The organism is Desulfurellaceae bacterium, from assembly GCA_021296095.1.
Taxonomy (GTDB): Bacteria; Desulfobacterota; Binatia; order Bin18; family Bin18; genus JAAXHF01.
The window spans coordinates 17,467-38,869 of sequence record JAGWBB010000031.1; the positions used below are offsets into that span (position 1 = coordinate 17,467).

Consider the following 21,403-nt stretch of genomic DNA (forward strand, 5'->3'; position numbering starts at 1 on the left):
TGACGATACACGAGGAGGAATTATGGCCTACGAATACGTGCTCTATGAAAAGCAGGACCATATCGCCACGATTACCCTGAACCGTCCGGAGGTCATGAACGCTGTCCATCCGCCGGCCACGGCCGAGCTGTCGGGCATATGGGATGATGCCATTGCCGATGACGATGTGTGGGTGATTCTGCTGACCGGAGCCGGAGAACGCGCGTTTTCGGCCGGCAACGACCTGAAGTATACCGCCTCCAAAGGCATGCCGACCGGGCCGCCGCCAAAAGGCGGATTCGGCGGTCTGACCGACCGGACTGACATTGATAAGCCGATGATTGCTGCGGTCAATGGCTTTGCCCTCGGCGGTGGGTTTGAGATGGCGCTGGCCTGCGACATCATCGTTGCGGCCGACCACGCCCGGCTGGGTCTGCCCGAACCCCGGGTTGGGCTGGCCGCTGCGGCTGGCGGAATGCACCGTCTGCCACGCCAGATCCCGCTCAAAATCGCCATGGGCTATATGCTGACCGGCAAACACATGACCGCCCAGCAGGCGCTTGAGCTGGGTATTGTGAATGAGGTGGTGCCGCTCAGCTGGGCGGCTGAAATATTGGAGTGTGCCCCCCTGTCGGTCCGGGCGACCAAACAGTGTGCGATGCAGGGCCTGGGCCAGCCGCTCGATCAGGCCCTGGCCGGCTCCTATCCGGCCCTGAAGCAGATGTTCTACTCGGAAGATGTCAAAGAGGGGCCACGCGCCTTTGCCGAGAAGCGCAAACCAAACTGGCAGGGAAGATAGAGCCACGGCTGTCAGCGAAGAGAGCGGACCACTCGGGGCGCGGGCCGCGTCGGCTGCACAGCGCGTTCGTCGGCAATGGGTCATCGTGATGGCCGCCAGCCTCAAAAGGAGATCGCGATGGCCCATTGTGCACAGCCATGCTGTCCGCGTCCGCTATGCCGAGACCGATCAGGCCGGCATGGCCCATCACTCGGCGTTTCTGCCCTGGTTTGAAGAGGGCCGACGCCCTACCAGCAGCTTGAGGCCGAGGGGGTACATTTCCCGGTACGCGAGGCCTGCTGTCGCTACCGGCTACCGGCCCGGTTTGACGACCTGCTCACCGTGAGGACTGAGATTGAGCAGGTGAGGGGGGCGAGCCTCCGTTTTAGCTACCGCATCACGCGCGCAACCGAGTTGATCGCCGAGGGCCATACCCTGCACGCGTGTGTTGACGACGAAGGCCGGGTCAGCCGTTTGCCGTGCGCCGTTCGGCGCCTGTTGGATTCCTAAGTGCGCGCTGCGGCGATTTCGGCCTTGGCCGCCATTACCATCAAACGGGCGTCATTGGTGACGGTGGCAAACTGGAAGCCCCGACGAAACTTGTCACGCACCGAGGCGCCGTTCGGGCAGTGAATGCCGGCCTTGACGCCGTTGCGTCTGGCTACGGCCAGGATCGCGTCAATCGCCTCAAGCACGTTTGGCGCGACCGGCTCGGGCGAGGGCGGATGGCCCAGGCTGATGGCCAGATCGCTTGGGCCGACATAAATCCCGTCCAGGCCGTCGACCGACATGATGGCGTCGAGGTTGGCCATGGCCTCGGCGGTTTCGATCATCGCCAGGGTGACGACCGTGTCGTTGGCCTGGGCCGCATAGTCGGCGCCACCGTACAGAATGCCGCGGGCCGGCCCAAAACTCCGATAGCCCGCGGGCGCGTAGCGGCAGGCTCCGACAAAGCGCTCGCATTCCTCCCGCGTGTTGACCATCGGACAGATGATGCCGTAGGCGCCGGCGTCCAGGCTCTTCATGATCAGGGCCGGATCGTTCCACGCCACGCGCGCCAGCGGGGTGCAGTCGCGCGTGGACAGGGCCTGGAACATGGCCACCGCAGCCTGGAAATCGACCATGCCGTGCTGCATGTCGATGGTCAGGCTGTCGAAATCCTCGTGCGCCATCACCTCCGCGCTGTACGAATTGGCGATTGCCAGCCAACCGTTGACGACCGGGCGGTCGTCAGCCCATAAGGTGCGGACTCTGTTCTCGCGCATGGCTTCCCTCCTTGTTGGGCACCGTGCCTCAAAAGTCTGGGCATCATCCCCGAACACCACGCCCAGCGCAAGCGATTCGATCCCCGGACGTCTCCTCACCCGGGCCTTCCTGACCGGGAGGCGCTCTGTGTTGACGGAGCTGTTCAAGGTAGCGCTGGCGCAGGCGCTTCAAAAACGCCTGTGTTTGCGGCCAGCAGTAGTCCGGATAGGTATACGCAAAAGGGTGGAACGCGCCGTGGTGGTAGCGCAGGGTGACCTCGGCGTAGATGCCCTGGGATAGGTAGATGCGGTGGGCCTGGTCTTTGGTCGAGGCCAGGACGAGCTTAGTGGCGTCAAGATAGCCCGGATCGATGTTCAGGCGACGGGCGCCCCCGGCCGTTGGCGGGCGGGCGAAGGATTGTTCGAGGCGGTTGGTGTGTCGCTTGAGATCGGCCAGCGCCGCAGGAGAGATAAGCCGCCCAAAGCTCATGAACTGGCGCAGCAGATGCTTACCCATCTCCTCCTCGTAGTAATGGGTCATGTCCCACTGGAAGACCTCGCTCCTGAAGTCAACCGGGCCGTAGTCGGGCCGAAGCGCCTGTTCGGCCGTGTCGAACAGAGCCGGGTCGGCCGACAGCAAACCGACCAGAAGTTTGGCTGGTTTGGGCGGAGACATGGGAAGAAAACGATGAATGACGAACGGAAAGTCTGGTCTTTGCCGCGGTTCAGCGTTCATCATTCATAATTCATCGTTTCAGCAGCAGCAGTCTGTCGTAAATGGTATGGGCAACCGCCTCCTTGCTCATCTGCGACAGCGGCTCGACCCGACCGGTACGGTCAAGCAGCGTCACAATATTGGTATCGGAGGCAAAGCCCGCGCCCTCCTGGGTCACGTCGTTGGCCACGATCATATCCAGATTTTTGCTCTTGAGTTTGCGCTCGGCGTTGGGCACCAGTTCTTCGGTTTCAGTGGCAAAACCGACCAGCAGCCGCCGGCCCTTCTGCCGACCCAGACCGGCCAGGATGTCCGGGTTGCGGTCGAGTTCGATGACGAACTCGCCGGCGCTCTTCTTGATTTTGTGGGGTGCGACCGTGGCCGGGCGATAGTCGGCAATGGCGGCTGCGGAGACGACCATGGTTGCCTGCGGATAGGCCGCCAAGACCGCCTGCTGCATCTCGCAGGCGGTCCGGACCGGGGAAAAATCGACCCCGTGCGGGGGAGTCAGGGCGGTCGGGCCGCTGACCAGGCTTACCTGCGCGCCCCGCTGCTGGGCCACACGGGCCATGGCGTAGCCCATTTTGCCGGTTGAACGGTTGGTAATATAGCGGACGGGATCGATCGGCTCACAGTTGGGGCCGGCGGTGACGATGATGCGTTCGTCGGTGAGGTCTTTTGTGGTCAGGACGGCGCGGGCGGCTTCGACGATATCGGCCGGTTCGGCCAGACGGCCCTGGCCCTCATAGCCACACGCCAGTTCTCCGGCTCCAGGTTCGACAAGGTGATGGCCGATACCGGTCAGCTTTTTCAGATTGTCCTGGACCAGGGGGTGGGCATACATGTGGACGTTCATGGCCGGCGCAATCACAACCGGAGCGGTGGTGGCCAGCAGAACGGTGGTGAGCAGATCGTCGGCCAAGCCGCCGGCGAGTTTGGCCAGCAGGTTGGCCGTGGCCGGCGCGATCAGGATCAGGTCGGCCGTATCAGCCAGGCGGATGTGGCCGATTTCGGACTCCTGGGTCAGGTCAAAGGTGTCGGTTGAGACCGGATTGCCCGACAGGGTCTGGAGGGTCAGCGGCGTAATGAATTCCTGGGCGTTCCTGGTCATGATGACCCGAACGCTGGCCTCAGCCTTGACCAGAAGGCGAACGATTTCAGCCGCCTTGTAGGCCGCAATACCACCGCTGACGCCCAAGACAATCTGTTTGCCGTCCAGCATAAGCCACCGCCTTTTGTGCCGCCGTCGTATCCGCTCGATCCGTGTCTATGTGGGGGCCCGCCAGTGCGCCAGCCAGCCCAGCCCAAGCAGGACCAGTCCGGCCAGTATTACACCGATTCCGCTCGACTGGTAAGAGGTGTCCAGCATGACGCCCGCGCCCAGCATGATCACCAGGCTGCCCAGGAAACGTCTGGCCTGGCCCGGGAGGTGAGACGTGTTCATTGCTGGTCTTCATCCCGCAGGGTTGACGAGACGCTCCGCGCCCGGGACACGGCGGTCAGGTTGGTTGACACGGCCATGAAGACCAGGCTGGCGATCAGGACGACATGCGAAGAGGAACAGAACAGGTGGTTTGCCGCCACACTCACAAAAGAGGACAGGCTGAGCAGCACATAGCGTTCACCCCGCTGCATCAGCCCTCCGCGGCATTCCACCCCCAAGCCCTCTGCCCGGGCCCGGGTGTAGCTGACCATGAGCGAACCGAACAGCCCGAGCGCCACGATGAAGACCATCCAGGCTGTCCCGAAAAAAATGCCGAGTCCGACAAAGGTCACAAACTCGGCATAGCGATCACTGACCGAATCCAGAAACGCGCCCCGCCGCGAAACCCGGCCGGTTCGCCGGGCCAGACTGCCGTCGAGCAGGTCAAGAATGCCGCTGACCAGCACACACCAGCCACCGATAAAGATTGCGCCCCACGCATAGGCCAGTCCGGCCAGCGCGCTGAAACCGAGCTGGCTGTAGGTCAGCGTCAGGGGGGACAGCCCCAGGCGTTCCAGCCCGGGTTCGAGCGCAGCCATCTCCGCCCGCATCCAGCCAGCAATGCTCTCTCGCCGCGACGGGGAGGCAGAGCCGGACCGACGCAGAAAACCGTGTATGCTGAGGACTATGGCGCAGATCACATAGCTGACAATAGCCAGCCCGAGCCAAGGCCGACAGCTGACGGGGAGAGGGAGCATAGACAAAACATCGGGCGGAGCCCGTCATGTCCTACCGCTGGGGGCTTTTTCTGCAGCCAAAACACTAAGCACATGTCCGTGTTCCAGTAAAGAACACCTACAGATACTCAGAGTATGGGATTTGACGAAGGTGCCGCAGACTGGTACGGCTTTCTTGTTGCGCCTATGACGGAAACGTTCAGGCGAGAGCGTTGGAGTAGGAGAACAGGGGTATGCATGAGCGACTAGGATTTTCGGTAAGAATCTTCGTTCCCTTTGGCGAGCCGGAAGGCCCGCGTGTGGTCGAGAAATCGGGCTGGACCGGACAGGGCCTCGTCTTTCCCCGTTCGCGCTTCGCGGACATTCGCCGTCGGGAAGAACTCCGGCGCACCGGCGTGTATGTGCTCTGGGGTCCCGACAACTCGGAACACCTGCCGAGCGTCTGCGTGGGTGAGGGCGATGTTGTGCTGCGCCAGCTGGACGACCACGCGAAAACCACGGACTTCTGGACCCACGGAGCGGCCTTCACCAGTAAGGATCTGAGCCTGAACAAGACGCACATCCAGTATCTCGAAGCGCGCCTGGTGGAACTCGCGGCCGAGGCCAAACGCTGCGAGCTGGACAATACCAATCTCCCCCAGAGGCCGACGCTCTCGGATGCGGATAGGGCCGACGCGGAGTTGTACCTCGTCGACATGTTGCGGTGTCTCCCGGTTGTCGGCGTGTGTTTTTTTGAAAAACCGCAGGAGCCGACGGGCACGAGTCCCGATCTTTTCCTGAACGTCAAAGGGGGCCGGGCTCGTGCGTATGAAGGAGCCAGTGATTTTATTGTCCGCGCCGGTTCCCACGCGACCAAGGAAGAGGTTGCTGCGCTCCGCCCGTCTCTCTCTGAGCTACGGAAGACCCTGTTGGCCCAGAATATTCTGAAGGAGACGAGCACCGCCTACCAGCTCTGTCAAGACTACGGTTTCTCCTCGCCCTCCACCGCCGCCGCCGTCTTCTTGGGAAGACCCGCCAATGGGCGCCTCGAGTGGAAGGATGCCGAGGGGCGGTCATTGAAGGAAATCCAGGAAGCGGTGGTCGAAGAGGGGTGAGGGGCGTCATTGCGTCCATGCTATCGCTCTCTTCCGCACCGAGGCGTCTCTCCAGGCGGCCTGTGAAGCCGGTGCTGTCCTCGCCCCGTGCTGCTCTCTGCTGAGTGGACGGTTCGCCGCCTGCCAGTTCTTGTGAGCCGCCGCGCAATCTCGATAATCTGACCCGCGCCCCGCCGGTCGCGCTCGTCTGCGGTCAGTGGTCGCTCTCCTTGACCTTTTCCCCCCCTTTGGCATTATGAGGGCCACCCTGCGGAGTTTCTTCTTCGGGAGCGCTGCCTGTTTTGAGTACACCTGTGTCTATAAAACCATCCCCTTCTTCCGACCCCCAGTTCGATTCCCGACTTGCTCCGCACGTCCTGGTCGGGGAAGAATTAGCGCAGGTTGAACAGCGCTTGGCTACACTCCTGGATTCTCGGGAACCCCTACTGAGCGAGATCGGGCATTACTTGATTGACGCGGGCGGAAAGCGAGCGCGACCGGGGGTGGCCCTGCTGGTTTTTCGTGCCTGCGGAGGGAAAGATCCGCACGACATCGTCGATATCGCCACTGCTCTAGAACTCATTCACTCGGCCTCGCTGCTCCACGATGACATCATCGACGGGGGAGGGGTGCGCCGGGGCAAGGCGTCTGCGCTGGAGCGTTTCGGCCTGTCGGATACCCTGGTGGCCGGAGATTTTTTGTTTGGACGGGCGTTTGCCCTGTGCGGACGTTTTGAGGAACGGGTCATTGCCTGGGCGACCGAGGCGTGTATCAGCCTGACTGAGGGTGAGGTCATGCAGGGCCGGTTTCGCCGTAACCCGGCGGTGACGGCTGAGGATTACCTGGAGATCATCTCGCGCAAGACCGCCTCCCTGTTTTCCCAGGGTGCCCGGCTGGGCGCCTATCTGGCCGGAGCCCCGACCGATGTGGTCGAGCGTCTGGCCTCGTGCGGCTACTGTGTCGGGATGGCGTTTCAGATTGTGGATGACCTGCTTGATGTTGAGGGGGACGGAGAGCTGACCGGGAAGCCGGTCGGTGTCGATCTCAAAGAGGGCAACCCGTCCTTGCCCGTGGTGCTGGCCCTCGAAGCCAACGCCGAGGTCAAACGGGTTTTTCAAAACGCCCAGGCTACGCATCAGGAGGTCGCCGCCGCCCTCCAGCAGATTCGGCTGTCCGGGGTATTGACCGAGGTCAAACTCCGGGCGCGGACCTACGGTCAGCAGGCGCTGGCATCGTTGGCCGACCTGCAGTCCTCGGCCTATGTGGACAGCCTGCGGTGTTTCATTCGTCGGCTGGTTGATCGGACCGCCTAGGGGCGAGCGAGACCATGACTGCCGATGCCGCTCGTACCCAGCTTCGTTCCATCGCCGATTCCCTGCAGCACTACGTCGAGGTCCTCAAAGAGGGCGGGCTCAACGGCCTGCCGCGCACGCCGATGTCCAGTCCCCACGCGCCGCCTGCGGCCCGTATCCAGCCTGCGGCTCTGGCCGCGGACAGGCCTTCCGCGCCACACCCGCCGGCCGATATCGACGGGCAGACGCTCGACAGTCTTGCCGCGCTGCGAGACGCGATAGGTGACTGCCGACGCTGCAAGCTGTGTGAGCACCGGACCCAGATCGTTTTCGGTGTCGGTGACCCGCACGCCGAACTCGTCTTTGTCGGTGAGGGACCGGGCGCCGACGAGGATCTCAGAGGCGAGCCGTTTGTCGGCCGGGCCGGGCAGCTGCTGACCGAGATTATCACCAAGGGCATGAAGATGCGCCGTGAGGAGGTCTATATCGCCAATGTGGTCAAATGCCGGCCGCCTCACAACCGGAACCCCGAGGCGGATGAAATTGCCGCCTGCGAGCCGTTTTTGCGCAAGCAGATCGCGCTGATTCAGCCGCGTATCATTGTCGCCCTGGGAGCGTTCGCCGCTCAGACCTTGCTCCAGACCAAAACCCCGATTTCACGACTGCGCGGAGTGTGGCACACTTACCAGGACACCAAACTCATGCCCACCCTGCATCCGGCCTATCTGCTGCGTAATCCCCGGGATAAGCGTCTGGCGTGGCAGGATATCAAGGCCGTGCTGCGGGAGATGGGACGACTCTGAAAAGGCAAAAGTCGCGTGACGCGAGGCAACAGGATACGGACTTTTGGGAAGGACCGCTAAACGATGTCCAAGCACACTGCTGGATCGTTGTGTCTCGTCCTGTGCGGTGTCCTGCTGATGAGCTGGGGGAAGGCGGAGACGCGCACGGCCCGAGCCGCCGCTCAAGAGACTGCCGGGCAGGCCCAGGGCGTACCGCTGGCCGGCCTGCGTTCGAGCCATATCAGTCTGATCGTCGTCGATGCCACCATCAATCCGGCAGTGGCGGATTTCATCCGGGAGAGCATTGAGCAGGCCGCGCAGCAGGGGGCGCTGGCGCTGATCGTGCAGCTCGATACGCCCGGCGGCCTGCTGTCGTCAACCAAGACGATCGTCAAGGATCTGCTGGACGCCCCACTGCCGGTGATCGTGTATGTGGCTCCCGGCGGGTCGGGCGCGATCTCGGCCGGGGTATTTATCACCATGGCCGGGACAATCGCGGCCATGGCGCCCGGCACGACGATCGGGGCGGCCCATCCGGTCGCCGGGGGCGGGCAGGATATTGAGGGCGACATGCGGGAGAAGGTCGAAAACTTCACCGCCTCGTTCAGCGAGTCGATCGCCCGGCGGCGGGGCCGGAATATCGAATGGGCGGAGCAGGCAGTGCGCGAGAGTGTGGCCATTACCGAGACCGAAGCGCTGGAAAAACAGGTCGTCGACCTGGTGGCCAGCGATGTGCAGGATCTGTTGCGTCAGGTCTCGGGCCGGACGGTCGAGGTCGGCAGTACCGAACAGACGCTGAATTTCGCCGCCGCCCAAGGGCCCGGCGGTTCCTTTTACGTCGTCCGCCAGGAAATGCGTCTCAAGCACAAGGTCCTGAACATTCTGGCCCATCCCCAGATCGCGTATCTGCTGATGATGGCCGGCATCCTGGGCCTGTATCTGGAGTTTTCCAACCCCGGCCTGCTGTTTCCAGGTCTGGTCGGGGCGCTGTGTTTGATCCTGGCCCTGACCGCATTTCAGGTCTTACCGATCAACTACACCGGCCTGGTGCTGATCTTTCTCGGTCTGGCCCTGTTGATAACCGAGCTGTTCCTGCCCAGCTTCGGCATCCTGGGGGTAGGCGGCCTCGTCGCTTTTGTGATGGGTTCGTTGTTTCTGTTTGACTCCCCCGACGCCGAGTTGGCGCCGGACCGGGGGGTGATTTTTGGTGCAGCCCTCGGTGTCGGGCTGTTCATACTGATTGCCGGCAGCCTGTCGATGCAAGCCTACCGTCGGCGTCCGGTCACCGGAACGGAGGGGCTGATTGGTGAGCTTGGCGAGGTGCGGGAACGTCTCGCGCCGCGCGGCAAGGTGTGGCTACACGGCGAGTACTGGAATGCGGAGAGCGACGAGGACGACATTGAGGCGGGCCAGGCGGTCCGCGTTGTCGATGTCGCCCATATGGTCCTGAAGGTGCACAGAGCCACCTGGGGCTAAGAGCCACCTGGGGCTAAAGGAGACAAGGCTATGTTTGGTTTTGGATCAATGGCGACGTTCTTTCTGATCGCGCTGGTCATTCTGATCAGCGGGATCAAGATCTTGTCCGAGTATGAGCGGGGGGTGATCTTTCGTCTGGGCCGTCTGGTGCCCTACCGGGGACCGGGCATCATCTACGTGATTCCCTTTATCGAACGCATGGTCCGGGTTGATATGCGAACGCTGACCCTCGATGTCCCGTCCCAAGACGTCATTACCCGCGACAACGTGTCGGTCAAGGTCAACGCGGTGCTGTATTTCCGGGTGCTCGACCCCAGCAAAGCCCTGGTCGAAATCGAGAACTATTTGTTTGCCACCTCACAGCTGGCCCAGACCACGCTGCGCAGTGTGTGCGGGCAGGCTGAGCTGGACGAACTGCTGTCCGAGCGGGATAAGATCAATACCGATTTGCAGGAAATCGTGGATACCCAAACCGATCCGTGGGGTATCAAGGTATCGCTGGTCGAGGTCAAACACATTGACCTGCCCCAGGAGATGCAGCGGGCCATAGCTCGCCAGGCCGAGGCCGAGCGCGAACGCCGGGCCAAGGTCATTAACGCCGAAGGCGAATTCCAGGCTGCCCAGCGACTTGCCGACGCGTCTGGAATTATTGAGGAGCATCCCATCGCGCTCCAACTCCGCTATCTCCAGACCTTATCCGAGGTGGCGAGCGAGAATAATTCGACCACTCTGTTCCCGGTGCCGATCGACCTCCTCCAGCCCTTCCTGAGTCGGACCGGCAGCGGACAGGACCAGACCGCATAGCGCAGCTGAGCGCCAGGCAGCGAATGACAGCGGTATGCGGCTGTCCGATTTTGACTACCAGCTGCCCCCCGAGCTGATTGCCCAAGAACCTGTCCGGGAGCGCAGCAGCTCCCGGCTGCTCGTGCTCGACCGCCGTCAGACGGGGCTCGCCCACCACCGTTTTGCCGACCTGCCGTCCGTGCTGCCGCCCCGCAGCCTGCTGGTGCTGAATGACACCCGGGTGGTGCCGGCCCGCCTGCTGGGCCACAAAGAGACCGGCGGACAGCTTGAGGTTCTGCTCGTGCGTCGTGAGCCGGGCCAGGCCGAGGTGTGGGACGTGTTGTGCCGGGGCGGACAGCACGTCCGAGCCGGGGCGCGGGTCGTTTTTTCGGACGAGCTACGGGCCGAGTGGAAGACCGCGCCCCAGGCCGGACGGGGGAAGCTGGAGTTTTTCTCCGGGGCGGATCTCCGCCAACTGCTTGAGCGTCACGGCCGGCTGCCGCTACCGCCCTATATCAAACGCCCTGCGGGCGAGCGGTCGGCAGACCGCCAACAGTATCAGACCGTGTACGCGCGCACGCCCGGAGCGCTGGCCGCCCCTACCGCCGGACTGCACTTCACCCAGGCGCTGCTCGACCGTCTGGTCGAACACGGTGTCGAAACCGCCTTCCTGACTCTGCACGTCGGCCTCGGCACCTTTCAGCCGGTTCGGGTTGAACGGGTGGAGGAGCACGCCATGGAGCAGGAGGAATTCTCCATCAGTGATGCGACCGCCCGACGCATCAATCGGGCCAAGACCCAGGGCCGAAGCGTCGTGGCGGTCGGCACGACCACCACCCGAGCCCTGGAATCGGCCTGCGACCCGGCCGGTCAGGTCCAGGCCGGCAGGCGGCAGACCGGGCTGTTTATCTATCCGGGTTTTCGCTTCCGGGTGATTGACGGCTTGATTACCAATTTTCATCTGCCCCGCTCGACCCTGCTGATGCTGGTATCCGCCTTTGCCGGCAGGGAGTGGGTCCTACGCGCCTACGCCGAGGCCGTGGCCCAGGGCTACCGGTTTTACAGCTACGGGGACGGCATGCTGATTGTGTAGGGGACTATTGGCGTTCCCAGTCGGGTGAGTTGCACGCCTGCCCAAAAACGCATACAACGGCCCGGCAAGACTAGCGCGACATGTTTCGTTTCAGTGTGACCCACACCGATTCCCACACCCGGGCACGCCTGGGCTGTATGATGACGGCTCACGGTCGGGTGCAAACCCCCGCCTTTATGCCGGTGGCGACCCAGGCAACGGTCAAGGCCATGACCCCGCGCGAACTGCGCGAAATTGGAGCCGAAATCATCCTGGCCAACGCCTACCATCTCTATCTGCGGCCGGGGCTTGAGCGGATTGAGCAGGCCGGCGGGCTGCACCGTTTCATGGCCTGGGACGGCCCGATTCTGACCGATAGCGGCGGATTTCAGGTCTTCAGCCTGAAAAGCCTGTGTCGGCTGAGCGAACAGGGGGTGGAGTTCCGCTCTCATTTGGACGGCTCTGCACACCTGCTGACCCCGGAATCGGTCATCCGTGCCCAGGAACGCCTGGGGGTTGATATCGCCATGGTCTTGGACGAATGTCCACCGGCCCAGGTCAGCTTTGCGGAGGCCGAACGCGCCCAGGCCCTGACCCTGCGCTGGGCCGAGCGCGCCCAGGCGGCCAGAACCCGGGACGATCAGGCCGTGTTTGGGATTGTCCAGGGCGGTGTGTTCCCCGAGCTGCGCGAACACAGCGCCCGGGCCCTGGTGGAGCTGGGGTTTTGCGGTTATGCGATCGGCGGCCTCAGCGTTGGAGAAGATCCGGCGGTCACCCACGCCATTGCTGCGCATACCGTGCGCTTCCTGCCCGCCGCCCGGCCGCGTTACATCATGGGCGTTGGCACGCCAGCCCAGCTCGTCCGCTATGTGGCGCTTGGCTGCGACATGTTCGACTGTGTCATGCCGACCCGCAATGCGCGCAACGGCAGTCTGTTTACCCGGACCGGGAGGCTGAATATCCGGCGCGCCGAGTTCGCGTCCGATCCGCGGCCGGTTGAGGAGGGCTGTGGGTGTTATACCTGTCAGCACTTTTCGCGGGCGTATCTGCGCCATCTGGCCGTTGCCGGTGAGATCCTGTCGGCCCGCCTCAATACGATTCACAATCTCTATTTTTATCAGTCGCTGATGCGTACAATGCGGACAGCCTTGGCCGCCGGCCGGTTCGCCGACTTCGCCCGGCCGTTTTTGGCCGACCCGGAGCCGGCCGCGGACGCCGAGGCTGCACCGTCCGAAAAAGGGGAAGCGCTATGGGAAGTCTAGCCTATGCCCAAGAGGGAGCCGCCGCTGCCGGCCCCGGTCCGTTGGTCCAGTTTCTGCCCCTGCTGCTGGTCTTTGCGGTGTTTTATTTTCTGTTGATCCGACCTCAGCAACAAAAGGCCAAAGCCCATAAAGCCATGCTGGGGAATCTGAAACGCAACGACGAAGTTGTCACGGCCGGGGGCTTGCACGGGAAAATCGTCGAAATCGGAGAGACCGATGTCAGGCTCGAAATTGCGTCCAATGTCCGCGTCCGGATTGACCGTTCGCGGATTGAAACCCTGCTGGACGGCAAAGCCAGAAAAGACTCCAAAGAAGGCCGGGGCGGGAAGGAGAAGGGATGACCAGCATCGGGTATCGGATCGCTCTGGTTGCCGGTCTGACCGTATGGGCGCTCGTCTATCTGATGCCCTCGCTGACGGCTGTGCCCGGCTGGTGGCGCACCATACTCCCCACCAGCCAGATCCGGCTGGGACTCGATCTGCGGGGAGGCACCCATCTTCTGCTGGAGATCGACCTGGACGAGGCGCTCAGGAACAATCTCGACCGGACCATTGCCGAGATTCAGCGCGCCTTTGACGACGCGTCGATTCGTGGAGTGACCCTCAGCCGTGATAATCACACGCTGCGTCTGCGGGCGCCCGACCAGGACACCAGAAATCAGGTCCAGACCGTGCTGTCCGAGCAGTTTCCCAATCTGGTGCAGACGCCGGCCGGAGATGGCCAGATGACGTTGGTCTATGACAGCCGTCAGGTCCGCACCTTGCACGAATACGCCATCGATCAGACGCTTGAGACGCTACGCAACCGGATTGACCAGTTCGGGGTGACCGAGCCGATTGTCCAGCGCCAGACCGACCAGTTCAGCGGAGAGGAACAGGTTGTCGTCCAGCTGCCCGGCATCCAGGACGCCGCGCGGGCCAAACGGCTCATCGGTCAGACTGCGGTGCTGGAGTTCAAGCTGGTAGCCGATGCCAGCGCGCAGGGGGCGGGTACCGTCACCCTGCGCGGACAGGATCGCGATCCGCTCTCGGGCGAGGTGATTACCTCCGAGTATACGCTTGAGGAACGGACCTTGATGACCGGGGAGGCGGTTGCCGACGCGCGGGTGCGTCCCAGCGTTGATATCGAGGGACCGTACGTTGAGTTGGTGCTGAGCAGCACCGGCTCCCGGGTGTTTGAAGAAATCACGGGCGCCAATGTCGGGCGCCAACTGGCCATCATTCTTGACAATACCGTGTACTCGGCGCCCCGTATCAATGAACGCATCGGCGGCGGCCGGGCCGCGATCACGGGCAGCTTTGATATCAAAGAAGCCCGTGACTTGGCCATTGTCCTGCGGGCCGGAGCGCTGCCGGCCCCGGTCACTATTGCCGAAGAGCGAACTGTCGGTCCTTCGCTCGGTCAGGACTCCATCCGCCAGGGGGTGCGCTCCTTCATTATCGGCGGGATCATCGTGGTCGTGTTCATGATCATTTACTACAGGCTGGCCGGGGTGCTGACCGATGTTGCGGTGGGGCTCAATATTCTGTACCTGCTGGCCGCCCTGGCCATGTTTGAGGCTACCCTGACCCTGCCCGGCATTGCCGGGATCATTCTGACGGTCGGCATGGCGGTTGATGCCAATGTGCTGATCAACGAGCGGATGCGGGAGGAACTGCGGCGCGGCAAGAGCGCCCGGGCCGCAGTCGAGTCCGGCTATGAAAACGCCCGTCCGGCGATCCTGGACTCCAATATCACGACCTTTCTGTCCGGCTTGATTCTGTTCCAGTTTGGCTCGGGACCGATCCGCGGCTTTGCCGTCACGCTGTGCATCGGGATTGTGAGTACCGTCTTTACTGCGGTAGTGGTGACCCGGATAGTCTACGACTATTTCTTATCCAGGCGTCGCCTGGTGGAGCTGAGTGTCTAGATGGAGCTGATCAGACCCGGAACCGATATCGACTTTCTGCGCTATTCCAAAATAGCCGCCGTCTTTTCCAGCCTGCTGGTCCTGATCGGTCTGGCCACCTTCTTTGTCCGGGGTGGGCTGACCTATGGGGTCGATTTTGCCGGTGGGACGATCGTACACGTGAAGTTCAGCGATCCGCCCACGATTGCCGAAGTCCGCCAAGTGCTGTCCGCAACCGATATCCAGGATCTGTCGGTGCAGGATTTCGGCCTGTCTGGAGATGAGTTTCTGATCCGTATGGCGGAGCCCGAGACGGATATCGGCACGGACGAGGACCAGACCAGCCCCTCCGTCCAGGTCCAGGACACTCTCAAGGATTACTTTGGCGAGCGCCTGCTGCCCGTCCAGCGGGTAGAAACGGTCGGGCCCAAAGTCGGACGGAATCTGCGTACCCGGGGCATTCTGAGCGTTCTGTTTGCAGCCCTGGTCATGGGCACCTATATTGCCTTTCGGTTCCAGCTCAGCTTCGGCATTGGCGCGGCGGTGGCGCTGTTTCATGACGTGCTCATCACCGCGACCGCGCTGCTGCTGATGGATGTGGAGTTCGACCTGCCGATTGTCGCCGCCTTTCTGACCGTCATCGGCTATTCGGTCAACGACACGGTGGTGGTATGTGACCGCATTCGGGAGAATCAGCGCAAGATGCGCCGCGAGACCCTGGCGACGATTATTCAGCGCAGTATCAACGAGATGCTCAGCCGGACGCTGATTACCTCCGGAACAACCTTGATGGTCCTTCTGGCCCTGTATTTCTTGGGCGGGTCGGTCATCAACGGCTTTGCCTTCGTTCTGCTGGTCGGTTTCACGATTGGCACCTACTCCTCGATCTATGTAGCCAGCCCGATTGTTCTGCTGTGGAGCGGGGAGGGCAGACGGCGCTGAGGCCGTCCCTCTGTCTTGGATGTGGACTGGCGTGTGCCGCTCCGGGCACGGGACCTCACAGCGACTCCTCCCGGTATGGCCTCAGAGGCGTGCAAGTTCTTGTCTCCATTGACGATATGGCAGGGGTATGGTATACCCCGCGCCTTAATGCAGGGGAGAGTTGTCGCTGGGACAGGGAGGGAGCAGTGAGTTCTGGGCAGAAAGCAGGGGTGCTGAAAAATCCTCATGAGAGTAAGATGTACTCTCGTTTCTCCCATTTTTATGATCGGATTTTTACACGACTTTTCACCGAGCGGATCGTGAATGCGGTTCAGGCCCTGAATATCCGGCCGGGGGCAAGGGTGCTTGAGGTCGGTGTTGGAACCGGGCTGTCGCTGGCCGCCTATCCCGCCCACTGTGAGGTGACGGGCATTGATCTGGCACCCGATATGCTGGAGCGGGCGCGGGAAAAAGCCTTTGATAACGGCTGGCGTCATATCCAGCTCAGGGAAATGGACGCCCTCAACCTCGATTTTCCGGATAATACGTTTGATTACGTGACCTCATTCCACGTCATCAGCGTCGTGCCTGACCCGGTTCGCATGATGAAGGAAATCCATCGGGTGTGTAAGCCCGATGGCAAGGTCGTCATCATCAACCATTTTCGGACCACCAAACCCGTGCTGGGGCCGATTGTCGGTGCGCTTGACCCGCTCACCCGGCGTCTGGGCTGGAGCGCGTCGCTGCGCCTGACGCAGGCTTTTGACGGCGTGCCGATCCGGATTGAACAGCGGTTTAAAACGTCTCCGCTGTCGCTGTTTACCATTGTTGTGGCCAAGAATGAGAAGCAGACCCGCAACGGGCACCAGATCCCAAACAACGGGGCGGGCCATCCGTCGCAGACGGGCGAACCGCTACTTCGCCCGTGACAGATAGTTTCCTGTCTCGGTATCGACTCTGACGGTTTCCCCAATTTCAATAAAACCGGGTACGCGAACGACCAGACCGGTTTCGGTCGTGGCCGGTTTGAGTTCATTGTTGACGGTTGCGCCCTTGAGAGAGGGGGGCGTGTCCTCAACCCTGAGGTCTACGGTCTTGGGCAGAGAAATGCCGACCGGCTGGCCGTTATGCAGATCAACCTTGATCATCAGATTGGGGGTCAGGAATTGGACCGCTTGGCCCAGGCTGTCTTGTGACAGCTCTAGCTGTTCATAGCTCTGGGCATTCATGAAATGGTAGGTCCCGCCCGATTCATACAGGTACTGCATGTCTTGCTGGTCGAGCGTCGCCCGCTCGATTTTGTCGTCTGAGCGAAACTTGTTTTCCGTCTGCAGACCGGTGCGCAGGTTGCGCAGCTTGGTCTGGACAAAGCCACGCTTATTGCCGGGAGTGACGTGTATCAATTCCATAACACGGTGGAGGTCGTCGCGATACACGATCAGCGTTCCCACTCGCAGCTGTGTGGCCTGTACGAACATAGAAGGTCCTCCGTTGAGACAGATCTCAGTGCAGCTGATCTTCGGGCGGCGCCGGAGGGGCAAAAATCGGTGACCCGTGGTGATGGACCATGAACCATGCGCCGGCCCGCTTTTCAAAGACATTGGTGCTTAATACCTGGGAGCGGGAGCCGCCACCCGGTCCGCTCGATTCGAGGTTTTCGATCAACACCACCCAGGCCAAGTCGCCCAGCACCTCGACTCGGACATCGCTCAGATTGAACCGCATCGACTCCGTATTGGTAAAAATCCGCTCCCAGCTCGCCATCACCGGTCCCCAGCCGCACAGCAGCGGCCAGCCCGGATGGACGCATTTGATATAGCTTTCCTGCAGCCACATCTTTTCCATCTCACGTAGCTCCAGCGTCTCAAAGGCTTGATAGAAGGCCCGGTTGGCGGCCAGCACGGCGGCGGTGTCGTTCATAGTGTTTCCCTCGGTACGGTGTGTTCTCTGGCCTAGCCTAAAAGAGTGGGGGGTGGCAAGCCCATGCTCTTGTTTTTAATGTCTTTTTCCTGTCATACTGCTCGTATAGATTCTGCGATCGTTTGCATCAGGAGGCGTTAGGAGTGGATTTACCTCGGTGTCGGAAATGCAGTCAGGGCATACTCGTGCCTCTGTCTGACTTCGGGCCACGTGGCGCATCGCTCGAATACAAGGTCTGGGTATGTATTCAGCCGAAATGCGGATTCACCATCCGTATTGATAAGGGTGTGGTCGTGTACGGTTATAAAGTTTACGAGGAGCGACGCCGGATCAGCGACTATTAGGCCAGGCGGAGCCGCCGTCGGGTAGGCGGGTTCCGGGATCTTCGGTCAGTCTTGCGCGGGTGCTCCGAACCGGTGTATACGAACACAGTCGATCAGAGGTGATACGGTGAAACAGGCACTCCACGGGGTCAAGGTTCTGGACTTGACCCAGGTCATGGCAGGGCCGTTCTGTACCCTGCTATTGGGCGATCTTGGCGCCGATGTGGTCAAGATCGAGCCACCCAGCGGGGATTCTACGCGCGGCATGGGCGGACGCCAGGGGACTGAGAGCACGGCATTCTGGGCCATGAATCGCAACAAGCGCGGCATGGTCCTCAACCTCAAACATCCCCAGGCCCAGGAACTCGCCCGCAGGCTGGCGGCCTGGACCGACATTTGGGTCGAGAACTATCGCCCCGGTGTCATGGACGCCTTTGGCCTGAGCTACGCCGACCTGCGCCAGATCAACCCGGGCCTGATCTATGCCTCGGTGTCGGGCTTTGGGGCAACCGGGCCGTATGCCAAAAAAGGAGGCTTCGACCTCGTTGCCCAAGGCATGTCGGGCATCATGTCGGTAACTGGAGAAGAGGGCCGGCCGCCCGTCAAATGCGGCGTGCCGATCACCGATCTGGGGGCAGCACTGTTTGCCACCCAGGCGATTCTGGCCGCCTACATTCACCGCCAAAACACGGGCCAGGGACAGTATATCGACACCTCGCTGCTCGAAGCCGGGATCGCGCTTTCCATCTGGGAATCGACCCAGTATTTCACCCGGGGCGAAATCCCCGAACCCATGGGCTCGGCCCACCGCCTGTCCGCGCCATATCAAGCCATCAAGTGCGCGGACGGCTACATCAATCTTGGCGCGGCCAACACCCGCACCTGGCAGCGTTTTGCCCACGCTATCGGTCGTCCTGAGCTGCTTGAGCGACCGGAGTACGAAAACGAGCGCCAGCGGGTCCTCAACCGCCACCTGCTGACTCGGGATATCGAGGACGTGACTAGCATTAAGTCCCGCGCTCACTGGCTGGCCGTACTCGAAGAAGCCGGCGTGCCGTGCGGGCCCATCCTCGACTACGCCGAGGTCTTCAACGACCCGCATATTCAGGCCCGCGGCATGGTTCAGGAGATGGACCATCCGGTCGGCGGCAAGATCCAGGTACTCGGCCCGGCAGTAAAACTGTCCGAGACCCCGGCCCGTCTCACCCGGCGTTCGCCGCTGTTTGGCGAACACACGGCTGAGCTGATGCGTGAGCTGGGCTATGCGGACGCCGAGATTCGGGAGCTGAGCGAGGCCGGTGCGGTGGTGCTGGGCGAGGCGGAACAGGCTGCAGATTAGTGCCCGGCCAATATCTGGGCGCCATAAATAAACACCACACCGGCCAGCGTTGCGACGGGCAGCAGACGGGAGTGGCTGGCATCATGGGCGGCCGGCAGCAGACTGCTCGCGCCAAGATACAGAAACACGCCGGCAAACCAGCCTAGCATCAAGGCCAGCTGCGGGGTGGCCAGCGTCACATAGGTTTGGAGCCACACACCAAACAGGGGGGCTATGGCGGTCAGAGCCAACATGCCCGTCGTCGCGCGGGTTGAGTGTTGGGTGCCTAACATCAGGCCCGCCACGCTGGCACCGTCGGCCAGTTTATGCAGGGTCACCCCAAGCGCGATGGCCCAGCCGACGTGGTCATGAATATGAAAGCCTTTGCCGATGGCAAACCCGTCAATCAGGCTGTGAACCATGATGCCGAAGGCGCCCAGCACGCCGGCATGGGGGGCGTGGGCGTGATGGGCTTCCCGCTCCTCAGGCGTTTCTCGATGGTGGGTCGCATATTCAAGCACGTAGAAACACAAGAAGCCGCATACGCAGGCGAGCCGGAGGTGATAGGCCTGGAGAGCGCTATCGGTCGAAGCCAGGAGCGCCAAGGCGTCGGGCAGGATTTCCATCAGGGCTCCGGCCATCAGGGCTCCGGCGCAGAAGGCGAACAAGACCCCCTGGTAGGATCGGAAACGCAGGGCAAGCAGCCCGCCGCCCAGGGTGATGACACACGTGGCACCGGCAATCCAGAAGGCAATCATAAGCGGGGCCAGGGTACACTACTGCGACCGAGTTGTAAGTGGGGGGGAGGCAGGCGTCATTCCGAGTTTTGTCAGGGTGGCGTAAACAGCCCTTCTCTGCCCTCTTTGATCAGCCAGGGCAGCATGCCTAAGGCGGCGACCGGATCGGCCCACCACCAGTCCAGCGCCGCATTGGCACCCAAACCGAGCAGTAGCGTCAGCGACAGGTATGAGCAGGCCAGGGTTTCTTTTGCCTCGGCACGCAGAGCCCGACTGCCGACAACCGCCGCCGCCCGCAGCTTGCCAAACGACACCAGCGGCATAATCGTCAGCGACAGGCAGGCCAGGATGATACCGATGGGGCTTGCGTCAGGAGCTGCCTGGCGCCACAACATCCAGCTGGCTTGGCCGAGCACATACACGGCCAGAGCGATAAACGAGGCTCCCACAAACTGGTGTACCCGGCGGTCTGCGCGGGCAACGCGTTCTGCGGTGACGCCCTGCATCTCAAGCCTCAAGCGCCACAACAAGATCCCGCCAGCGCTAATCTCAATCAGGCTGTTCAGACCAAACTCGATCAGCGCGATGCTTGCCGCCCGGCTGCCGGCCCACAGCGCAATCACCGCTTCGGCGATGTTATACAGCATGGTCGCAATGACCAAGCCGAGGCCAATCCGCAGCCAGCGGTGGGGGGGCGCGCGATGGGGCATCATACCCCGTCCTTGCCGCTCGACCTGCTCATCCCGTCTAGCGAGCCCTGAGCCAGCGAAACAGCCACGCACCCACCACAAGCCCGGACAGACACGCCGCCGCCATCTGCCCGGGCGGGTAGTCGTAGTGGTTGGCCAGAACAAAGGCCAGCACGCCTGTGAGCAGCGACACGGCCGGGGCGACTACGAACAGATGCCGGGTTTCCCGGCACACATTTTTGGCCACCAGGGCGGGCAGGACCAGGCTGGCAAAGCTGAACACCACGCCGGAGACATGAATGGAGAACCCGACAATCAGCCCCAGCCAGACCGCAAGCAGACGATTCCACACGTCTACCCGTAAGCCGACTGCCCGGGCCATGGCAGGATCGAGAATCAGCAGCAGGGCCTGACGGGCATACACAAACAGCAGCGTGGCGGTGACCAGGAACATGGCGGCAAAAATCCAGACATCGGTTTGCCTGGCGCCGATGATGGTGCTGGCCGACAGGCGGTTGATTTCTTCGGTGCCAATCGGGCTATGGGCCATCAGCAGGATGGACAGGCTGAGCGAGACGAGGAAGACCCAGCCGGTGATGGCTTCGTGGGTTTCCCGGCCGCTGCCCCGGCTGCCGGTAGTCGTCAGCAGTGCTGCCAGCACGGCAAACACGCCGCCCATTGTCGAGTGGAACAAGTCGGAGTGCCACCAGCTGTGAGGGTCCTGGCTGACAGCGCTGCCCAGCCACAGACCAACGGCGATGCCCAGCATGGACGCCTGGGAGACGGCCGCGCCGATAAAGATCTGATCGCGGGCAACAACCAGGACGCCGAGCAGGGACAGCAGGAGACCGATGAACCACCCGGACAGATACGCGTGTTGAAACAGCGACCACGAATCGAAAAAGTTTTCGATCATTCCGGATTTCCATCCGTGGACGGGGGTGCTGAGCCCGTCTCCGAGCGGCCCGGCAAAGCCTGAGAGCGTTTCGGG

The 21,403-nt window shown here is 62.1% G+C and carries 23 protein-coding genes and 1 pseudogene; 14 read left to right on the forward strand and 10 right to left on the reverse strand.

Annotated features, from left to right (window positions below; translation table 11 throughout):
- Positions 1–22 precede the first annotated feature (22 nt).
- Both J4F42_09425 and J4F42_09430 read left to right on the forward strand, forming a co-directional pair.
- Positions 23–778 (forward strand): enoyl-CoA hydratase/isomerase family protein, encoded by a 756-nt coding sequence (locus J4F42_09425; protein MCE2485718.1) that lies wholly within the window; start codon positions 23–25, stop codon positions 776–778.
- A 228-nt stretch (positions 779–1,006) separates the two neighbouring features.
- Positions 1,007–1,267 (forward strand): annotated as a pseudogene (locus J4F42_09430) (acyl-CoA thioesterase).
- On the opposite strand, the gene J4F42_09435 reads toward J4F42_09430, so the two are convergent.
- The 5 genes from J4F42_09435 to J4F42_09455 are packed head-to-tail and all read right to left on the reverse strand — an operon-like array spanning position 1,264 to position 4,738.
- A complete protein-coding gene (locus J4F42_09435) occupies positions 1,264–2,022 on the reverse strand; it encodes a hypothetical protein (protein MCE2485719.1) in 759 nt (252 codons plus the stop codon). The pseudogene J4F42_09430 and the gene J4F42_09435 sit on opposite strands and share 4 nt — an antisense overlap.
- 43 nt (positions 2,023–2,065) lie before the next feature.
- Positions 2,066–2,737: a DUF4416 family protein gene (locus J4F42_09440; GenBank protein ID MCE2485720.1), complete on the reverse strand. Its 672-nt coding sequence runs from the start codon at positions 2,735–2,737 to the stop codon at positions 2,066–2,068.
- A gap of 10 nt (positions 2,738–2,747) precedes the next feature.
- On the reverse strand, positions 2,748–3,938 hold the full coding sequence (gene coaBC / locus J4F42_09445; GenBank protein ID MCE2485721.1) for a bifunctional phosphopantothenoylcysteine decarboxylase/phosphopantothenate--cysteine ligase CoaBC: 1,191 nt from the start codon (positions 3,936–3,938) through the stop codon (positions 2,748–2,750).
- 45 nt (positions 3,939–3,983) lie between these two features.
- The gene (locus J4F42_09450; protein ID MCE2485722.1) at positions 3,984–4,160 is read right to left on the reverse strand and encodes a hypothetical protein; all 177 of its coding nucleotides are present in this window, start codon (positions 4,158–4,160) and stop codon (positions 3,984–3,986) included.
- Positions 4,157–4,738 (reverse strand): CDP-alcohol phosphatidyltransferase family protein, encoded by a 582-nt coding sequence (locus J4F42_09455; GenBank protein MCE2485723.1) that lies wholly within the window; start codon positions 4,736–4,738, stop codon positions 4,157–4,159. Before J4F42_09455 ends, J4F42_09450 begins: the two co-directional genes overlap by 4 nt.
- A 371-nt stretch (positions 4,739–5,109) precedes the next feature.
- Here J4F42_09455 and J4F42_09460 point away from each other — a divergent pair, with 371 nt between their 5' ends.
- The 11 genes from J4F42_09460 to J4F42_09510 all read left to right on the forward strand — a co-directional run bounded on the left by J4F42_09460 (position 5,110) and on the right by J4F42_09510 (position 16,354).
- On the forward strand, positions 5,110–5,970 hold the full coding sequence (locus tag J4F42_09460; protein ID MCE2485724.1) for a GIY-YIG nuclease family protein: 861 nt from the start codon (positions 5,110–5,112) through the stop codon (positions 5,968–5,970).
- Positions 5,971–6,263: 293 nt separating this feature from the next.
- Positions 6,264–7,262: a polyprenyl synthetase family protein gene (locus J4F42_09465; GenBank protein ID MCE2485725.1), complete on the forward strand. Its 999-nt coding sequence runs from the start codon at positions 6,264–6,266 to the stop codon at positions 7,260–7,262.
- Positions 7,263–7,276: 14 nt separating this feature from the next.
- Positions 7,277–8,044 (forward strand): uracil-DNA glycosylase, encoded by a 768-nt coding sequence (locus J4F42_09470; protein MCE2485726.1) that lies wholly within the window; start codon positions 7,277–7,279, stop codon positions 8,042–8,044.
- 63 nt (positions 8,045–8,107) lie between these two features.
- The gene (locus tag J4F42_09475) at positions 8,108–9,499 is read left to right on the forward strand and encodes a nodulation protein NfeD (protein MCE2485727.1); all 1,392 of its coding nucleotides are present in this window, start codon (positions 8,108–8,110) and stop codon (positions 9,497–9,499) included.
- Positions 9,500–9,547: 48 nt separating this feature from the next.
- The gene (locus J4F42_09480; protein MCE2485728.1) at positions 9,548–10,303 is read left to right on the forward strand and encodes a slipin family protein; all 756 of its coding nucleotides are present in this window, start codon (positions 9,548–9,550) and stop codon (positions 10,301–10,303) included.
- Positions 10,304–10,337: 34 nt separating this feature from the next.
- The gene (gene queA / locus J4F42_09485) at positions 10,338–11,375 is read left to right on the forward strand and encodes a tRNA preQ1(34) S-adenosylmethionine ribosyltransferase-isomerase QueA (protein ID MCE2485729.1); all 1,038 of its coding nucleotides are present in this window, start codon (positions 10,338–10,340) and stop codon (positions 11,373–11,375) included.
- Positions 11,376–11,455: 80 nt separating this feature from the next.
- On the forward strand, positions 11,456–12,616 hold the full coding sequence (gene tgt, locus J4F42_09490; protein MCE2485730.1) for a tRNA guanosine(34) transglycosylase Tgt: 1,161 nt from the start codon (positions 11,456–11,458) through the stop codon (positions 12,614–12,616).
- Positions 12,604–12,957, forward strand: a complete 354-nt coding sequence (yajC, locus tag J4F42_09495) for a preprotein translocase subunit YajC (protein ID MCE2485731.1) — start codon at positions 12,604–12,606, stop codon at positions 12,955–12,957. Before tgt ends, yajC begins: the two co-directional genes overlap by 13 nt.
- Entirely contained in the window at positions 12,954–14,525 is a 1,572-nt protein-coding gene (gene secD, locus J4F42_09500; protein MCE2485732.1) for a protein translocase subunit SecD, read from the forward strand. The genes yajC and secD overlap by 4 nt, the downstream gene beginning before the upstream one ends.
- Positions 14,526–15,446 carry a protein translocase subunit SecF gene (gene secF / locus J4F42_09505; protein ID MCE2485733.1) on the forward strand — a complete coding sequence of 307 codons (921 nt, stop codon included), beginning with the start codon at positions 14,526–14,528 and terminating at the stop codon, positions 15,444–15,446.
- A gap of 236 nt (positions 15,447–15,682) precedes the next feature.
- Positions 15,683–16,354 (forward strand): methyltransferase domain-containing protein, encoded by a 672-nt coding sequence (locus J4F42_09510; GenBank protein ID MCE2485734.1) that lies wholly within the window; start codon positions 15,683–15,685, stop codon positions 16,352–16,354.
- On the opposite strand, the gene efp is transcribed toward J4F42_09510, so the two are convergent.
- Positions 16,340–16,903 (reverse strand): elongation factor P, encoded by a 564-nt coding sequence (gene efp / locus J4F42_09515; GenBank protein ID MCE2485735.1) that lies wholly within the window; start codon positions 16,901–16,903, stop codon positions 16,340–16,342. The genes J4F42_09510 and efp overlap by 15 nt on opposite strands.
- A gap of 25 nt (positions 16,904–16,928) precedes the next feature.
- Complete coding sequence (locus J4F42_09520) at positions 16,929–17,345, reverse strand: nuclear transport factor 2 family protein (protein MCE2485736.1); 417 nt, start codon at positions 17,343–17,345, stop codon at positions 16,929–16,931.
- Between the two features lie 450 nt (positions 17,346–17,795).
- On the opposite strand from J4F42_09520, the gene J4F42_09525 reads away from it, so the two are divergent.
- Positions 17,796–19,007: a CoA transferase gene (locus tag J4F42_09525; GenBank protein ID MCE2485737.1), complete on the forward strand. Its 1,212-nt coding sequence runs from the start codon at positions 17,796–17,798 to the stop codon at positions 19,005–19,007.
- Here the strand turns inward: J4F42_09525 and J4F42_09530 are convergent.
- The 3 genes from J4F42_09530 to J4F42_09540 all read right to left on the reverse strand — a co-directional run bounded on the left by J4F42_09530 (position 19,004) and on the right by J4F42_09540 (position 21,328).
- On the reverse strand, positions 19,004–19,744 hold the full coding sequence (locus J4F42_09530; GenBank protein ID MCE2485738.1) for a ZIP family metal transporter: 741 nt from the start codon (positions 19,742–19,744) through the stop codon (positions 19,004–19,006). The genes J4F42_09525 and J4F42_09530 overlap by 4 nt on opposite strands.
- 71 nt (positions 19,745–19,815) lie before the next feature.
- Positions 19,816–20,436: a cation transporter gene (locus tag J4F42_09535; GenBank protein MCE2485739.1), complete on the reverse strand. Its 621-nt coding sequence runs from the start codon at positions 20,434–20,436 to the stop codon at positions 19,816–19,818.
- A gap of 34 nt (positions 20,437–20,470) precedes the next feature.
- Complete coding sequence (locus J4F42_09540; protein ID MCE2485740.1) at positions 20,471–21,328, reverse strand: metal ABC transporter permease; 858 nt, start codon at positions 21,326–21,328, stop codon at positions 20,471–20,473.
- Positions 21,329–21,403 lie beyond the last annotated feature (75 nt).

What these genes read in the sequence shown, in the direction of transcription:
- queA (MCE2485729.1), top strand. Translation starts at nt 10,338, where the DNA reads ATGCGGCTGTCCGATTTTGACTACCAGCTGCCCCCCGAGCTGATTGCC.
- J4F42_09470 (MCE2485726.1), top strand. Translation starts at nt 7,277, where the DNA reads ATGACTGCCGATGCCGCTCGTACCCAGCTTCGTTCCATCGCCGATTCC.
- J4F42_09455 (MCE2485723.1), bottom strand. Translation starts at nt 4,738, where the DNA reads ATGGCTGCGCTCGAACCCGGGCTGGAACGCCTGGGGCTGTCCCCCCTG.
- J4F42_09530 (MCE2485738.1), bottom strand. Translation starts at nt 19,744, where the DNA reads ATGATTGCCTTCTGGATTGCCGGTGCCACGTGTGTCATCACCCTGGGC.
- J4F42_09435 (MCE2485719.1), bottom strand. Translation starts at nt 2,022, where the DNA reads ATGCGCGAGAACAGAGTCCGCACCTTATGGGCTGACGACCGCCCGGTC.
- J4F42_09510 (MCE2485734.1), top strand. Translation starts at nt 15,683, where the DNA reads ATGTACTCTCGTTTCTCCCATTTTTATGATCGGATTTTTACACGACTT.
- J4F42_09540 (MCE2485740.1), bottom strand. Translation starts at nt 21,328, where the DNA reads ATGATCGAAAACTTTTTCGATTCGTGGTCGCTGTTTCAACACGCGTAT.
- J4F42_09480 (MCE2485728.1), top strand. Translation starts at nt 9,548, where the DNA reads ATGGCGACGTTCTTTCTGATCGCGCTGGTCATTCTGATCAGCGGGATC.
- coaBC (MCE2485721.1), bottom strand. Translation starts at nt 3,938, where the DNA reads ATGCTGGACGGCAAACAGATTGTCTTGGGCGTCAGCGGTGGTATTGCG.
- secF (MCE2485733.1), top strand. Translation starts at nt 14,526, where the DNA reads ATGGAGCTGATCAGACCCGGAACCGATATCGACTTTCTGCGCTATTCC.
- J4F42_09450 (MCE2485722.1), bottom strand. Translation starts at nt 4,160, where the DNA reads ATGAACACGTCTCACCTCCCGGGCCAGGCCAGACGTTTCCTGGGCAGC.
- J4F42_09460 (MCE2485724.1), top strand. Translation starts at nt 5,110, where the DNA reads ATGCATGAGCGACTAGGATTTTCGGTAAGAATCTTCGTTCCCTTTGGC.
- J4F42_09535 (MCE2485739.1), bottom strand. Translation starts at nt 20,436, where the DNA reads ATGATGCCCCATCGCGCGCCCCCCCACCGCTGGCTGCGGATTGGCCTC.
- secD (MCE2485732.1), top strand. Translation starts at nt 12,954, where the DNA reads ATGACCAGCATCGGGTATCGGATCGCTCTGGTTGCCGGTCTGACCGTA.
- J4F42_09440 (MCE2485720.1), bottom strand. Translation starts at nt 2,737, where the DNA reads ATGAACGCTGAACCGCGGCAAAGACCAGACTTTCCGTTCGTCATTCAT.
- efp (MCE2485735.1), bottom strand. Translation starts at nt 16,903, where the DNA reads ATGTTCGTACAGGCCACACAGCTGCGAGTGGGAACGCTGATCGTGTAT.
- yajC (MCE2485731.1), top strand. Translation starts at nt 12,604, where the DNA reads ATGGGAAGTCTAGCCTATGCCCAAGAGGGAGCCGCCGCTGCCGGCCCC.
- tgt (MCE2485730.1), top strand. Translation starts at nt 11,456, where the DNA reads ATGTTTCGTTTCAGTGTGACCCACACCGATTCCCACACCCGGGCACGC.
- J4F42_09475 (MCE2485727.1), top strand. Translation starts at nt 8,108, where the DNA reads ATGTCCAAGCACACTGCTGGATCGTTGTGTCTCGTCCTGTGCGGTGTC.
- J4F42_09520 (MCE2485736.1), bottom strand. Translation starts at nt 17,345, where the DNA reads ATGAACGACACCGCCGCCGTGCTGGCCGCCAACCGGGCCTTCTATCAA.
- J4F42_09425 (MCE2485718.1), top strand. Translation starts at nt 23, where the DNA reads ATGGCCTACGAATACGTGCTCTATGAAAAGCAGGACCATATCGCCACG.